The following is a 15,838-nucleotide window of genomic DNA, read 5'->3' as shown; positions in this document are numbered from 1 at the left end:
TGACGTAATGGTGTGTCATATTCGATGTGAGAAGTATTAATTGTAATACCGCGCTCACGCTCTTCTGGAGCGTTATCGATTTGAGCGAAGTTACGAGCTTCACCACCATATGTCTTAGACAAAACGGCAGAAATTGCTGCTGTTAAGGTTGTTTTACCATGGTCAACGTGACCAATGGTGCCCACGTTTACGTGAGGCTTATTACGTTCAAATTTAGCTTTTGCCACGATATATTCCTTTCTTTTCAGAAGTGCTCGATTAATTCGAGCAATATAACATTGATGCCGTAACCAATATTAGTTACGAGATTCTATAATCGCTTTTGCAATGTTTTGCGGTGCATCTGCGTACTTCAAGAACTCCATAGAGTATGAAGCGCGACCCTGAGATGCAGAGCGCAAATCAGTCGCATAACCAAACATTTCAGATAGAGGCACTACTGCATGAACAAGTTTAACACCTGCGATGCCATCGTCCATACCTTCAATTATGCCACGACGGCGGTTTAAATCACCCACAACATCGCCCATATAATCTCCAGGTGTAGTCACTTCTACTTTCATACAAGGTTCGAGCAACACAGGGGTTGCTTCTAGCGCGCCCTTTTTGAAGCCCATAGAGCCTGCAATTTTGAACGCCATTTCGTTCGAGTCCACATCATGATATGAACCATCAAACAAACTGACTCTCACATCAAGTACAGGGTAGCCGGCTAATACGCCATTCTTCATCTGTTCTTGAATACCTTTGTCAACGGCAGGAATGAATTCTCGAGGAACTACACCACCTACAACTTCGTTAACAAATTCGTAGCCCGCACCCTCTTCGAGTGGTTCAATTCTTAACCAAACATGGCCATATTGGCCACGTCCGCCTGATTGACGTACGAATTTACCTTCCACTTCTACTTTAGAACGAATTGTTTCACGGTAGGCAACCTGTGGTTTACCTACGTTACACTCTACACCAAATTCGCGACGCATACGGTCAACGATGATGTCTAGATGCAATTCGCCCATACCAGATATTAGTGTTTGTGCCGACTCTTCATCAGTTTCAACTTTGAAAGACGGGTCTTCTGCTGCTAGTTTTTGCAGCGCAATCCCCATTTTATCTTGGTCAGCTTTTGAACGAGGCTCAACGGCAATGGTAATTACGGGTTCAGGGAACTCCATGCGCTCAAGAATCACTCTGTGATTGTTATCGCAAAGGGTATCACCGGTTGTTACATCTTTAAAACCGATAGCAGCCGCTATATCGCCAGCACGTACTTCTTTCAGTTCTGTTCGGTCATTAGCGTGCATTTGCACAATTCGACCTACTCGCTCACGTTTCTGCTTAACAGAATTATAAACACCAGCACCTGATTCAAGTACACCTGAATACACGCGGATAAAGGTCAGTGTACCAACAAATGGATCAGTCGCAATTTTAAATGCTAAAGCCGCAAAAGGGGCATTGTCATCTGGTAGGCGTTTGACTTCTTTTTCGCTTTCATCAATGCCTGTAATTGCAGGAACATCAATAGGTGCAGGTAAAAAGTCAACTACCGCATCGAGTACCGCTTGCACACCTTTGTTCTTAAATGCAGAACCGCAAGTGGCTAACACGATCTCATTGTTAATTGTGCGCTGACGCAACGCTGTTTTGATCTCTACTTCTGATAACTCACCCTCTTCAAGGTATTTGTTCATCAGTTCATCAGAGGCTTCAGCTGCTGCTTCCACGAGATACTCATGCATTTCTGCAGCTTTTGCCGCTAGATTTGCAGGAATGACTTCATAAGTAAATGTCAGCCCCTGATCTGTTTCAGACCAGTTAATGGCTTTCATCTTAATTAAATCAATAACACCCTTGAAGTTCTCTTCTACACCAATGTTTAATTGTATTGGTACACAAGTCGCACCAAGGCGGTTACGAATTTGATTTATTACACGGTCAAAATCAGCACCTGCACGGTCCATCTTGTTAACAAACACCAGACGTGGAACGTGGTATTTATCTGCTTGACGCCATACAGTTTCAGATTGTGGTTCAACGCCTGACGAGCCGCAAAATACTACTACAGCACCATCGAGAACACGTAATGAACGCTCGACTTCAATTGTAAAGTCTACGTGACCTGGGGTATCGATGATATTAATACGGTGTTCAGCGAATTGAGCATCCATGCCACGCCAAAATGTTGTTACTGCAGCAGATGTGATAGTAATACCACGCTCTTGCTCTTGTACCATCCAATCTGTCGTAGCGGCGCCGTCATGCACCTCACCGATTTTATGAGACATACCGGTATAGAACAGAACACGTTCTGTTGTGGTAGTTTTACCTGCATCCACATGAGCAACAATACCGATATTACGATAACGCTCAATTGGGGTTGTACGAGCCACTATTATACCCTCTCAGCTAAAACTTTTGGTTTTAGCAATATCAACAATATGGAGCGGACCGAAGTCCGCTCCATCATATTACCAACGGTAATGGGCAAATGCTTTGTTAGCTTCAGCCATGCGATGCACGTCTTCACGCTTCTTAACCGCAGTACCTTTGTTGTCAGACGCATCTAGCATTTCACCTGCTAGACGTAAAGCCATAGATTTTTCACCACGTTTGCGAGCAGCTTCAACTAACCAGCGCATCGCTAGTGCGTTACGACGCACTGGACGAACTTCACATGGTACTTGATAAGTAGAACCACCAACACGACGAGATTTAACTTCGACTGATGGGCGAACGTTATCAAGAGCTGCTTCAAGGATACTTAAATGATTTTCGCCTTTCTTTTCAGCGACAACATCTAATGCCTTGTAAATAATTTTTTCTGAAGTCGACTTTTTGCCGTCCTTCATAATGACGTTGATGAACTTAGCCAACAACTCACTGTGAAACTTTGGATCTGGTAGGATTTTACGTTGTCCTACAACGCGACGTCTTGGCATATTAATTCTCCGTATGCTTCAGGTATTTCCAAAACTGGAATGTCAAATAAATATTAGCTTGGCCTTACTTAAACGGAATACGTTAAGACTTAGGTCGCTTAGCACCGTACTTAGAACGGCCTTGGCGACGTGAAGTCACGCCAGCACAGTCTAATGCGCCACGAACAGTGTGGTAACGCACACCAGGTAAGTCTTTAACACGACCACCACGGATTAGGATTACACTGTGTTCTTGCAAGTTATGGCCTTCACCACCGATATACGAAGTGACTTCGAAACCGTTAGTTAGACGCACACGAGCTACTTTACGTAGTGCAGAGTTAGGTTTTTTAGGTGTTGTAGTGTACACACGAGTACAAACACCACGTTTTTGTGGGCACGCGTTCAACGCAGGCACATTAGTCTTTTCGACTTTTGGCGCGCGTGGCTTACGTACCAACTGGTTAACAGTTGCCATGTATAGCTCCGACAGTTGATTTAAACTCAACAATAAGGTGTGAAAAATCTATATCCCACAATGGTGGGACGCGGAATTTTAGAAAGGTAATGGCTGCCTGTCAAGAAATAGCCAACTTTTCGTGCATATTCCGATAAAAAAGGCGCCAATGGCGCCTTTTCTAACAAACCATTAACTTAATCTTGGCTACCAGCCAAGTTTAGTAGGTCTGCTAGGTTCTGTTCAGCTTCGCTTGCGGTTACTGTTGTAGCTTCCACTTTGCCACGAGAACTTAATACTTTAGCACGTTCTTCGTTACGGGTTTTGTGATAAGCATAACCAGTACCGGCTGGGATCAAACGACCAACAATTACGTTTTCTTTCAGACCACGTAATGGATCGCTCTTGCCACCAACGGCCGCTTCAGTTAACACACGAGTGGTTTCCTGGAACGAGGCTGCAGAGATGAATGATTCAGTCGCCAAAGAAGCTTTGGTAATACCGAGTAATTCACGCTCAAACGTTGCAGGTGCTTTACCTTGAGCGACTAGCTCACGGTTAGCAATCTTCACGCGTGATACTTCTGCTTGTTCGCCCGCTAGGAAATCACTATCGCCTGCTGAAGAGATTAAACACTTACGCAGCATTTGACGAATGATCACTTCGATGTGCTTATCGTTGATCTTAACGCCCTGTAGACGGTAAACGTCCTGTACTTCGTTCACAATGTAGTTAGCTACGTTGTGAATACCACGAAGACGCAAGATGTCATGTGCCGCTTCTGGACCGTCTGCAATAACTTCACCACGTTCGACTTTTTCACCTTCGAACACGTTTAAGTTACGCCACTTAGGGATCATTTCTTCATAATGTTCACTACCATCTGCTGGAGTGATCACTAGACGACGTTTACCCTTAGTTTCCTTACCGAACGAGATCGTACCAGAGATTTCTGCAAGAATGGCAGGCTCTTTTGGTTTACGCGCTTCGAATAAGTCAGCAACACGTGGAAGACCACCGGTGATATCACGGGTTTTAGACGATTCTTGTGGAATACGTGCTAATGGGTCACCAACGTTGATGTTCGCGTTATCGTCTTTCGACACAATCGCGTTACCCGGTAAGAAGTATTGAGCTGGTACTTCTGTACCAGGGATCGTTAAGTCATTACCGTTTGCATCAACTAAGCGAATTGCTGGACGTAATTCTTTACCTGCTGAAGTACGCGCACCGACATCGAGCACCACGACAGAAGATAAACCGGTTAATTCATCTGTCTGACGTGTCATGGTGACACCGTCAATCATATCAACGAATTTAACACTACCAGCCACTTCAGAAATAATTGGGTGAGTATGTGGATCCCAGTTAGCGATAATTTCGCCAGCGGCAACTTCACTGTCTTCCAATTTCTCTAATACGGTACCGTAAGGCACTTTATAACGCTCTTTCTCACGACCTAGCTCATCGATGATGGCTAATTCAGAAGAACGAGATACGATAACGAGCTTACCGTCGATGTTAGAAACATGCTTAGCATTGTGTAACTTCAGAGAACCCGCGTTCTTAACTTGAACGTTGTTTTCTGCAGAAGCTCGAGATGCCGCGCCACCGATGTGGAACGTACGCATGGTTAACTGAGTACCAGGTTCACCAATTGACTGCGCAGCTACAACACCAATCGCTTCACCGTGGTTAATAATATGACCACGAGCCAAGTCACGTCCGTAACACGCTGCACACACACCGAAGTCTGTATCACAGGTAATAACTGAACGTACAATAACTTCATCGATACTGTGTTCTTCTAACGTATTACACCATGCTTCATCAAGGAGTGTGTTGCGTGGAGCAAGCACTTCTTCTGTACCAGGCTTCATTACGTCAAGAGCAACCACGCGACCTAGAACACGTTCGCGTAATGGTTCAACAACATCACCACCTTCAATAAGCGGTTTCATTGTTAGACCACGTTCAATACCACAGTCATCTTCAATAACGACTAAGTCTTGTGCAACGTCTACTAAACGACGGGTTAAGTAACCCGAGTTCGCCGTCTTCAATGCGGTATCGGCAAGACCTTTACGCGCACCGTGAGTAGAAATAAAGTACTGTAGTACGTTAAGACCTTCACGGAAGTTAGCCACAATTGGGGTTTCGATGATTGAGCCATCTGGCTTAGCCATCAGACCACGCATACCGGCTAACTGACGGATCTGAGCCGCACTACCACGAGCGCCCGAGTCAGCCATCATATAGATACTGTTAAACGATGCTTGTTGCTCTGGAACACCATCACGGTTAATCACTGTCTCAATTGACAGGTTTTCCATCATCGCTTTCGAGACTTTTTCGTTAGCGCTTGCCCAGATATCAATTACTTTGTTGTAACGCTCACCGGCGGTAACAAGACCTGATTGGAACTGCTCTTGAATTTCAAGCACTTCAGCTTCAGCGTCTGCTACTAAGGTGTATTTCTCGTCTGGAATAACCATGTCATCGATACCAACAGAGGCACCAGAAATGGTCGCAAAACGGAAACCGGTATACATCAATTGGTCAGCAAAGATAACGGTATCTTTAAGGCCTAATTGACGATAACAGGTGTTCAACAACTTAGAGATCTGCTTCTTACCCATGTTTTGGTTAACCAAATCATACGATAAGCCTTCAGGCAAAATTAATGATAAAAGAGCACGACCAACAGTTGTATCAATGATACGAGTTGCTTTAGTTCTTTCGCCATCTTCTGCAATATGCGTTTCGGTAATACGCACTTTAACGCGAGCATGTAATTCAGCAACGCCAGTAGCGTAAGCTTTCTCTACTTCAGACACATCAGAAAAAGCCATGCCTTCACCGCGACCGTTAACACGCTCACGACTGGTGTAGTACAAACCTAATACAACGTCCTGAGACGGAGTAATTACTGGCTCACCGTTAGCAGGTGACAAAATGTTGTTGGTTGACATCATTAGCGCACGAGCTTCTAACTGAGCTTCAAGCGTTAATGGTACGTGAACCGCCATTTGGTCACCGTCGAAGTCGGCGTTGTATGCCGCACAAACTAACGGATGCAATTGAATTGCTTTACCTTCAATCAGTACAGGTTCAAATGCTTGAATACCCAGTCTGTGAAGTGTAGGTGCACGGTTAAGCATGACTGGATGTTCACGAATCACTTCGTCTAACACATCCCATACTTCAGCCTGTTCGCGTTCAACCATTTTCTTAGCAGCTTTAATAGTAGTCGCTAAACCACGACCTTCTAACTTGCCGTAGATGAATGGCTTGAATAGTTCAAGCGCCATCTTCTTAGGAAGACCACACTGATGCAGACGTAAAGTAGGACCTACGGTAATTACCGAACGGCCTGAATAGTCAACACGCTTACCGAGTAAGTTCTGACGGAAACGACCTTGCTTACCCTTGATCATATCAGCAAGAGATTTAAGCGGACGCTTGTTAGAACCGGTAATAGCACGACCGCGACGACCGTTATCTAATAGCGCATCAACTGACTCTTGTAACATACGTTTTTCATTACGTACGATAATGTCAGGCGCAGCTAAATCTAACAGACGCTTTAAGCGGTTGTTACGGTTGATAACACGACGATATAGATCGTTCAGATCTGATGTCGCGAAACGACCACCATCTAACGGCACTAATGGACGTAGATCAGGTGGAAGAACCGGTAATACTTTTAAGATCATCCACTCTGGTTTGTTACCAGATGTGAAAAATGCTTCCATCAGTTTAAGGCGCTTAGTGACCTTCTTGCGACGGGTTTCTGAGTTGATTGAAGGCAACTCTTCACGCATTTGCTCGATCTGTTCTTCTAAGTTGATAGCACGTAGCAATTCAAGAACTGCTTCGGCACCCATCTTAGCTTCAAACTCATCACCGTATTCTTCTAACGCATCAAGATATGTTTCTTCGGTTAGCATTTGGCCGCGCTCAAGCGTGGTCATGCCCGGCTCGATCACCACAAATGATTCGAAATACAGTACGCGTTCAATATCACGCAACGTCATGTCCAGCATTAAGCCGATACGTGACGGAAGTGATTTTAAGAACCAAATGTGGGCAACTGGACTAGCCAGATCTATGTGACCCATGCGCTCACGACGCACTTTAGTCTGGGTAACTTCTACGCCACACTTTTCACAAATCACACCACGATGCTTCAAACGCTTGTATTTACCACACAAACATTCGTAATCTTTAACTGGACCAAAGATACGCGCACAGAACAAACCTTCGCGTTCAGGCTTGAATGTACGGTAGTTAATGGTTTCTGGCTTCTTTACTTCACCAAAAGACCAAGAACGGATTAGATCTGGCGAGGCCAAACCAATTTTAATACCGTTAAATTCTTCAGTCTTACTTTGCTGCTTAAGAAACTTTAATAAGTCTTTCACGTTTCTCTCCTGAAGGAGTTAAACCAGGTGCTTTGCTGATGCAAAGCACCCTTGGTTACCAAACATTGCTTAAGTGCGATGCTTACTCTTGGTCCAACTCGATATTAATACCAAGTGAACGAATTTCCTTCAACAATACGTTGAAAGACTCAGGCATGCCCGGTTGCATCTGATGGTTACCGTCGACGATGTTTTTATACATCTGAGTACGACCGTTAACGTCATCTGACTTAACTGTTAGCATTTCTTGTAGAGTATAGGCAGCACCGTATGCTTCTAGTGCCCACACTTCCATCTCACCGAAACGCTGACCACCAAATTGAGCTTTACCGCCCAATGGTTGTTGTGTAACTAAGCTGTACGAACCCGTAGAACGAGCGTGCATCTTATCATCAACCAAGTGGTTCAATTTAAGCATATACATGTAACCAACGGTTACTTTACGCTCAAATTCGTTACCGGTACGGCCGTCACATAATGTCAACTGGCCAGACTCTGGTAAGCCTGCAAGAGCAAGCATTTGCTTGATCTCTTTCTCTTTAGCACCGTCGAATGCTGGTGTAGCAATTGGAATACCACCTTTAAGGTTGGTCGCCAAGCGCACCACTTCATCATCAGTGAACGAATCGATATCAACGCGCTGAAGCACGTCATCACCTAACTCATATACTTGCTTGATGTAACCACGAAGTTCAGCAATTTCGCGCTGCTCTTCAAGCATAGCGGTAATTTTATTACCGATACCCTTCGCTGCTGCGCCCATGTGGACTTCCAGTACCTGACCAATGTTCATACGCGATGGTACGCCCAGTGGGTTAAGTACGATGTCTACAGGATTACCTTCTTCATCGTATGGCATGTCTTCAACAGGACAAATCTTCGAGATAACACCTTTGTTACCATGACGACCCGCCATCTTGTCACCAGGCTGGATAGTACGTTTAACTGCAAGGTAAACCTTAACAATCTTCAGTACGCCAGGAGCCAAGTCATCACCTTGGGTGATCTTACGACGCTTGATTTCAAATGTCTTATCAAAGTCAGCTCTTAGCTCTTCGTGCTGTTCAGCTAACTGCTCTAATTCAGTTTGTTTGGTTTCATCGTCGATAACTTGAATTAATACGTCTTTACGTGGGATCTCAGCTAACTTAGCCTCAGAGTAACCGACAGACAGTAACAAGTTACGAGCACGGCCCAATACACCTTCTTCAAGGATCTTGAACTCTTCACCTAAGTCTTTACGAGCTTGGCGAACGTGCATATCTTCAATTTCAAGCGCGCGCTTGTCTTTCTCAACGCCGTCACGGGTAAATACCTGTACGTCGATGATGGTGCCTTTGACTGAGTTAGGAACACGTAATGAGCTGTCCTTAACGTCAGAAGCTTTTTCACCAAAAATAGCTCGGAGTAGTTTCTCTTCTGGCGTTAACTGTGTTTCACCCTTAGGTGTCACTTTACCCACAAGAATGTCGCCACCCTTCACTTCTGCACCAATATAGACGATACCTGATTCATCTAATTTAGATAAAGCAGATTCCCCAACGTTTGGAATATCAGCAGTGATTTCTTCGCTACCCAATTTAGTATCACGAGCAATACAAGAAAGCTCTTGAATATGGATAGTGGTGAAACGATCTTCTTGCGCAACGCGCTCAGAAATTAAGATCGAATCTTCGAAGTTATAACCGTTCCAAGGCATAAATGCGATGCGCATGTTCTGACCAAGCGCCAAATCACCTAAATCGGTAGATGGACCATCAGCCAATACATCACCACGAACCACTGGCTCACCAACTGAACAACAAGGACGTTGGTTGATACAAGTGTTTTGGTTTGAACGGGTATATTTAGTTAGATTGTAAATGTCGATACCCGCTTCACCTGCGTGTAGCTCATCTTCATTCACTTTAACTACGATACGGCTAGCATCAACATAATCAACCACACCGCCACGTTTAGCAGCAACAACCACACCAGAGTCAACAGCAAGAGTACGTTCAATACCCGTTCCGACTAACGGCTTATCAGCACGTAAAGTAGGTACTGCTTGACGTTGCATGTTTGCACCCATCAATGCGCGGTTAGCATCATCGTGTTCTAAGAACGGAATTAATGATGCCGCAACAGAAATAATCTGTTGTGGAGATACGTCCATATACTGAACATCTGCTGCACGCATAAAGGTTGACTCACCTTTGTGACGACAAGCAATTTGCTCTTCAACCATGCGGTTATCAGCATCAATTTCGATGTTAGCCTGAGCAATGACATATCGGCCTTCTTCGATTGCTGATAAGTATTCAACTTCATCAGTAATCACACCATCAATCACTTTGCGATAAGGTGTTTCTAAAAAGCCGTAAGAGTTAGTGCGCGCAAAACTTGCTAACGAGTTGATTAGACCAATGTTTGGACCTTCAGGGGTCTCAATTGGACATAAACGACCGTAGTGAGTTGGATGTACGTCACGAACTTCAAAACCAGCACGTTCACGAGTCAAACCACCAGGACCAAGCGCAGAAATACGACGCTTATGCGTGACTTCTGACAACGGGTTGTTTTGATCCATAAACTGTGACAACTGTGAAGAACCGAAGAATTCTTTCACTGCCGCAGAAATTGGCTTCGCATTAATTAAGTCTTGTGGCATAAGCTCGTTTAAATCGCCTAAAGATAGACGTTCACGAACAGCACGCTCAACACGGACTAAACCAACACGGAACTGGTTTTCAGCCATCTCACCCACGCTACGAATACGACGGTTACCTAAGTGGTCAATATCGTCGACTTCATCATTACCGTTACGGATTTCGATGATTTTCTTCATAACGCAAACGATGTCTTCTTTAGACAGCACGCCACGACCTTCGTCTTCAGCAATCTCAAGACGACGGTTGAACTTCATACGACCTACTTTAGATAAGTCATAACGTTCTTCACTGAAGAATAGATTTTGGAATAAACCTTCAGCTGCATCTTTGGTTGGTGGCTCGCCAGGACGCATCATACGGTAGATTTCAACTAACGCTTCTAAACGGTTAGTTGTTGAATCAATGCGTAATGTGTCGGCAATATAAGCACCATGATCAAGGTCATTGATAAATAAAGTATCAATATTCTTGATTCCAGCAAGTGATAAGTTAGCTAAATTTTCTAAGCTAATCTCGCTGTTTGCTGTCACTAACACTTCACCGGTATCTTCATCGATGTAGTCTTGAGCAGCATATTTACCAACAATATAATCTACTGGTACTTCTAGCTCAGTAGTGTTGGTTTTTTCAAGTTGCTTAATATGACGCGCAGTAATGCGACGGCCAGCTTCAACGAGTAAAGAGCCTTCAGCATCTTTAATGTCATAGCCTGCAGTTTCACCACGAAGACGGTCAGGCACAAGTGCCATTACTAATGAGTCTTTTTTAATCTTAAACTCAATACGCTCGAAGAATAAATCGAGGATATCTTGAGTTGAATATTCAAGCGCACGTAAAATAATAGTCGCCGGTAATTTACGACGACGGTCAATACGAACGAATAGAGCATCTTTAGGATCAAATTCAAAGTCAAGCCATGAACCACGGTAAGGAATAATACGTGCGTTATACAGCACCTTACCAGAAGAGTGGGTTTTACCACGGTCATGATCAAAGAACACACCTGGAGAACGGTGTAACTGAGACACAATTACACGCTCAGTACCGTTAATAACGAAAGTACCGTTATCAGTCATCATGGGGATATCACCCATGTAGACTTCTTGCTCTTTAATGTCTTTAACAGTACCAGCAGCAGCTTCATGGTCAAACAACACCATGCGTAATTTCACGCGAAGTGGGGCTGAATAAGTAACACCGCGGATCTGACATTCTTTCACATCAAAAACTGGCGCACCTAGCTTGTAGCTGACATATTGAAGCTCAGAATAGCCAGAGAAGCTCTTGATAGGAAAAACGCTACGGAATGCGGCTTCAAAGCCACGCTCACCCGTAGGGTCCTGATCGGTGAATTTCTTAAAAGAGTCTAACTGGATAGACAATAAATAAGGAATGTCCAAAACTTTTGGACGCTTACCAAAGTCTTTGCGAATACGCTTCTTTTCAGAATAGGAGTAAACCATGGGTTTCCTCTGCTTACGAGATGTGACCAAGACTGAAATAATATAATTAAATCAGCACGTTTGCCCATCACCGTTGATGGCAAGAACCTAACCAGTAATCTCTGCTAGGGACTGCTAAAACTGGCGATAAACGGTGAAAAAAAATCGCCTGCGCATAAAGCGCAAAAAAGGCCGACGGTTAAAAAACCGCCAGCCTTCACCCAATTACTTGGGTGATGCAAGCTAAATTATAGCTTACTTAACTTCAACAGATGCACCAGCAGCTTCTAAACTAGCTTTAAGTGTTGCAGCTTCTTCTTTAGACACAGCTTCTTTAACTGCGATTGGAGAAGATTCAGCCATAGTCTTAGCTTCTTTCAGGCCTAAACCTGTAGCGCTACGAAGCGCTTTAATAACTGATACTTTGTTTTCGCCAAATGATGTAAGAACTACATCAAATTCTGTTTGCTCTTCAACAACAGCAGCTTCGCCGCCGCCTGAAACTACTGCAGCTGCAGCAGAAACGCCGAATTTCTCTTCCATAGCTTCGATTAGTTCAACAACTTCCATTACAGACATTGCTGCGAAAGCTTCTAAGATTTGGTCTTTAGTGATAGACATTAGAAATATTTCCTATTGTTCTGAATTCAATTTTATTAAGCTGCCTGCTTAAAATTAAGCGGCGTCTTGTTTTTGATCGCGAAGGGCGGCCAATGTACGAACGAATTTGCCAGCAGATGCTTCTTTCATAGTCATCATCAACTGAGCTAGTGCTTCTTCGTATGTTGGTAGTTTCGCTAAACGATCAATATCAGCTGCAGGGATAAACATCCCTTCGAAAGCTGCACCTTTAACTTCAAATTTTGCTTGTCCCTTAGCGAAGTCTTTTAAAAGACGCGCTGCTGCACCTGGGTGCACATTAGAGAAAGCTATCAAAGTTGGGCCGGTGAACGTATCTGCTAGGCACTCAAAAGCTGTACCTTCAACTGCACGACGAGCAAGAGTGTTACGTACTACACGTACAAACACACCATTTTCGCGAGCAGCTTTACGCAGACCGGTCATAGCACCTACAGTCACGCCGCGTGAATCGGCAACAACTGCAGAAAGTGCACCTTTGGCAGCTTCGTTGACTTCAGCAACAATTGCCTTTTTGTCTTCGAGTCTTAATGCCATTGGCTTTACTCCTGGATTCTACCTAGGGAATTCCCTAGTATTTACCAAATTAAACACCTATGTGTTTAATTACTTACGGTGCAGATTTCCAGTAAAAAAATTTAGCTGGGGCCTGACACCGTCTACGCTGGAAATTAAGTCAATCTGACGATTAACACCTGCGGTCTTGGACGGAAACCGACTCTATTATCCAAAAATTCGAAAATTAATGAATAAAAGCGGCTTCAACCCACAAAGTGCGCGTATTATAGACTAATACGCGCTCCTTGTATATTACTTCGCTTCTTCCAAAGAACTCTGGTCGATAGCAACGCCTGCACCCATAGTGGTAGAGACGCTTATTTTTTTCACGTAAATGCCTTTAGCAACTGCAGGCTTAGCCTTTTTCAGTGCTGACACTAACGATTCTAAGTTTTCTTTCAACTGTTCGGTAGTAAAAGTTACTTTGCCGATAGTTGTATGGATAATACCATTTTTGTCGTTTCTGTAACGAACTTGACCGGCTTTGGCATTCTTAACGGCTTCAGCAACATTTGGCGTTACTGTACCCGTTTTAGGGTTAGGCATTAAACCACGAGGGCCTAAAATTTGACCTAACATACCAACAACGCGCATTGCATCTGGAGAGGCAATAACAACATCAAAGTTCATTTCGCCAGCTTTAACTTGTGCAGCTAGATCTTCCATACCCACAAGTTCTGCACCAGCAGCTTTAGCCGCTTCAGCGTTAGCACCTTGTGTGAATACAGCAACACGAACGTCACGACCAGTACCGTGTGGAAGTACAGTAGCACCACGCACGTTTTGATCTGATTTACGAGGATCGATACCTAGGTTAACAGCAACGTCAACACTTTCAACAAATTTAGCAGTTGCTAATTCTTTTAAAAGTATTACAGCTTCGCTGATGTCATACTGTTTTGTTACATCAACTTTTTCGCGAATAACGCGACCGCGCTTAGTTAGCTTTGCCATTATATTAATCCTCTACTACCAAACCCATTGAACGTGCAGTACCTTCAATTGAGCGAGTCATCGCTTCAATATCAGCACCAGTCATATCAGCGGCTTTAGATTCAGCAATTTCCTGAACAGCGCTACGCTTGATAGTTCCTACTTTATCAGTATTAGGACGGCCAGAACCTGATTTCAGACCTAGTGCTTTAAGCAGTAGGAAAGATGCAGGTGGAGTCTTAGTTACAAAAGTAAAAGAACGGTCACTATAAACGGTGATAACAACAGGGATCGGCATACCTTTCTCGAACTTTTCAGTACGAGCGTTGAATGCTTTACAAAATTCCATGATGTTCACACCTTTTTGACCTAAAGCAGGACCAACTGGTGGAGACGGGTTTGCAGCGCCAGCTGCTACTTGTAGCTTAATATAAGCTTCAATTTTCTTTGCCATGTCGACATATCCTCAATTTGGGTTCAAACGCATTTTGGCGACATGCCAATATGCTCCCCTGAAAACAACGGGTGCGAATTATATAAAAAACTACACTCGCAAACAATATTTATTTGTATTTATTTTAATCAGCTCTTTTCGACCTGATGAAAATCTAATTCTACTGGTGTTGAACGACCGAAAATCATCACAGAAACCTTAATACGGTTCTTTTCATAATCGACTTCTTCAATAGTACCGTTAAAGTCTGCAAATGGACCGTCGCACACACGAACAACTTCACCAGGTTCATACATAATACGATGAGTTGGAGATTCAACAGTATCTTGAAGACGTTGAAGAATAGCGTCAGCTTCTTTGTCAGAAATCGGTGACGGGCGATCTGATGTGCCACCAATAAAGCCCATTACACGAGGAATACTTTTGACTAAGTGCCAACTATCATCATTCATTTCCATCTGGACTAGTACATAACCAGGGAAGAATTTACGTTCACTTTTACGACGTTGACCGGCACGCATTTCAACAACTTCTTCAGTAGGAACTAAGATCTCACCGAAGTACTCTTCCATATTGTGCATTCTGATATGTTCGAGCAGTGTTTTAAGCACACGGCCTTCGTAGCCCGAGAAAGCTTGGATCACATACCATCTTTTTTTCGCTTCTGTAACTTCAGTCATTTTCAGATGCCTATACGCCAGTAATTAAATTGACTACTCGTAACAATATTGCATCTAATCCCCAAAGGATTAATGCCATTACAGCAGTAGCTGCAAGTACAATAAAAGTAGTGTTTAGCGCCTCTTGGCGAGTTGGCCAAACAACTTTACGCACTTCAATATGTGCTTCACGCGCAAAAGATTGTGCCTGCTTACCCTTGCTTGTCTGCAGCGCAATGACACCTGCAATAGCAAAGGCAATAATGACCCCAGCAACACGGGCCACTACATTAGCATCTGCATAAAATTGATTGCCTATAACAGCAGTAGCAACTAGCAATGCTGCTACGCCCCACTTAACGATATCCAAAGAATCACTCTGGTTTTCAATATTTGTTTTCATCGGTTAATTCCGTTACTCACTACGACCTGAGCTTAGCTTGATAAACAACATATTTACCAAATCCGCATTTCCGAACTTTCCCAGAAAATGCATAAGCACAGGGTCCAAAATCGGTCATAGATTGTATTCTTATTCAGCTTTATTCGCAACAATGCAGGTAGGGTATGGTTAAAAAATCAATCAAAAAATCAAATTTTGTTGTCAACTTCACCCTAAAAACAAAAAAGGAAGCCGAGGCTTCCTTTTTCAGTGTTCACTAAAGTCGCTATTACGCGATAATTTTAGCTACAACACCTG

Annotated in this window: 12 protein-coding genes; all 12 read right to left on the bottom strand. The window is 43.6% G+C overall.

The genetic code is table 11. The features are described from left to right. A partial coding sequence (locus tag AAEY93_RS19635; protein ID WP_351079268.1) for a GTP-binding protein occupies positions 1–227 on the bottom strand: 227 nt, incomplete at its 3' end. Between the two features lie 69 nt (positions 228–296). After that, a complete protein-coding gene (fusA, locus tag AAEY93_RS19630; protein ID WP_101033707.1) occupies positions 297–2,393 on the bottom strand; it encodes an elongation factor G in 2,097 nt (698 codons plus the stop codon). Positions 2,394–2,471: 78 nt separating this feature from the next. After that, positions 2,472–2,942 carry a 30S ribosomal protein S7 gene (gene rpsG / locus AAEY93_RS19625; protein ID WP_101033705.1) on the bottom strand — a complete coding sequence of 157 codons (471 nt, stop codon included), beginning with the start codon at positions 2,940–2,942 and terminating at the stop codon, positions 2,472–2,474. Positions 2,943–3,024: 82 nt separating this feature from the next. Then, on the bottom strand, positions 3,025–3,399 hold the full coding sequence (rpsL, locus tag AAEY93_RS19620) for a 30S ribosomal protein S12 (RefSeq protein WP_101033703.1): 375 nt from the start codon (positions 3,397–3,399) through the stop codon (positions 3,025–3,027). A 176-nt stretch (positions 3,400–3,575) separates the two neighbouring features. Next, entirely contained in the window at positions 3,576–7,802 is a 4,227-nt protein-coding gene (gene rpoC / locus AAEY93_RS19615; RefSeq protein WP_124013990.1) for a DNA-directed RNA polymerase subunit beta', read from the bottom strand. A gap of 82 nt (positions 7,803–7,884) precedes the next feature. Further along, positions 7,885–11,916, bottom strand: a complete 4,032-nt coding sequence (gene rpoB, locus AAEY93_RS19610) for a DNA-directed RNA polymerase subunit beta (RefSeq protein ID WP_351079262.1) — start codon at positions 11,914–11,916, stop codon at positions 7,885–7,887. A 234-nt stretch (positions 11,917–12,150) separates the two neighbouring features. Then, positions 12,151–12,516: a 50S ribosomal protein L7/L12 gene (rplL, locus tag AAEY93_RS19605; protein ID WP_101033695.1), complete on the bottom strand. Its 366-nt coding sequence runs from the start codon at positions 12,514–12,516 to the stop codon at positions 12,151–12,153. A gap of 54 nt (positions 12,517–12,570) precedes the next feature. Then, the gene (gene rplJ / locus AAEY93_RS19600) at positions 12,571–13,071 is read right to left on the bottom strand and encodes a 50S ribosomal protein L10 (RefSeq protein WP_101033693.1); all 501 of its coding nucleotides are present in this window, start codon (positions 13,069–13,071) and stop codon (positions 12,571–12,573) included. 273 nt (positions 13,072–13,344) lie between these two features. Further along, a complete protein-coding gene (gene rplA, locus AAEY93_RS19595; RefSeq protein WP_101033691.1) occupies positions 13,345–14,046 on the bottom strand; it encodes a 50S ribosomal protein L1 in 702 nt (233 codons plus the stop codon). A gap of 4 nt (positions 14,047–14,050) precedes the next feature. Then, entirely contained in the window at positions 14,051–14,479 is a 429-nt protein-coding gene (gene rplK / locus AAEY93_RS19590; RefSeq protein ID WP_124013989.1) for a 50S ribosomal protein L11, read from the bottom strand. A 128-nt stretch (positions 14,480–14,607) separates the two neighbouring features. Next, positions 14,608–15,159: a transcription termination/antitermination protein NusG gene (gene nusG, locus AAEY93_RS19585; RefSeq protein ID WP_101033687.1), complete on the bottom strand. Its 552-nt coding sequence runs from the start codon at positions 15,157–15,159 to the stop codon at positions 14,608–14,610. A gap of 10 nt (positions 15,160–15,169) precedes the next feature. Further along, positions 15,170–15,541: a preprotein translocase subunit SecE gene (gene secE, locus AAEY93_RS19580; RefSeq protein WP_101033685.1), complete on the bottom strand. Its 372-nt coding sequence runs from the start codon at positions 15,539–15,541 to the stop codon at positions 15,170–15,172. Positions 15,542–15,838: the final 297 nt, after the last annotated feature.

This window comes from Shewanella sp. CAL98-MNA-CIBAN-0140, assembly GCF_040309905.1.
GTDB classification, from domain to species: Bacteria; Pseudomonadota; Gammaproteobacteria; order Enterobacterales; family Shewanellaceae; genus Shewanella; species Shewanella psychromarinicola.
The sequence above is the reverse complement of the archived record's forward strand: the minus strand, read 5'-3'. Positions and strand labels throughout refer to the sequence as shown.

Excerpts from the sequence above, each read along its gene's own strand:
- rpsG (WP_101033705.1), bottom strand. The coding sequence starts at position 2,942 with ATGCCAAGACGTCGCGTTGTAGGACAACGTAAAATCCTACCAGATCCA.
- rpsL (WP_101033703.1), bottom strand. The coding sequence starts at position 3,399 with ATGGCAACTGTTAACCAGTTGGTACGTAAGCCACGCGCGCCAAAAGTC.
- rpoB (WP_351079262.1), bottom strand. The coding sequence starts at position 11,916 with ATGGTTTACTCCTATTCTGAAAAGAAGCGTATTCGCAAAGACTTTGGT.
- rplL (WP_101033695.1), bottom strand. The coding sequence starts at position 12,516 with ATGTCTATCACTAAAGACCAAATCTTAGAAGCTTTCGCAGCAATGTCT.
- rplJ (WP_101033693.1), bottom strand. The coding sequence starts at position 13,071 with ATGGCATTAAGACTCGAAGACAAAAAGGCAATTGTTGCTGAAGTCAAC.
- rplA (WP_101033691.1), bottom strand. The coding sequence starts at position 14,046 with ATGGCAAAGCTAACTAAGCGCGGTCGCGTTATTCGCGAAAAAGTTGAT.
- rplK (WP_124013989.1), bottom strand. The coding sequence starts at position 14,479 with ATGGCAAAGAAAATTGAAGCTTATATTAAGCTACAAGTAGCAGCTGGC.
- nusG (WP_101033687.1), bottom strand. The coding sequence starts at position 15,159 with ATGACTGAAGTTACAGAAGCGAAAAAAAGATGGTATGTGATCCAAGCT.
- secE (WP_101033685.1), bottom strand. The coding sequence starts at position 15,541 with ATGAAAACAAATATTGAAAACCAGAGTGATTCTTTGGATATCGTTAAG.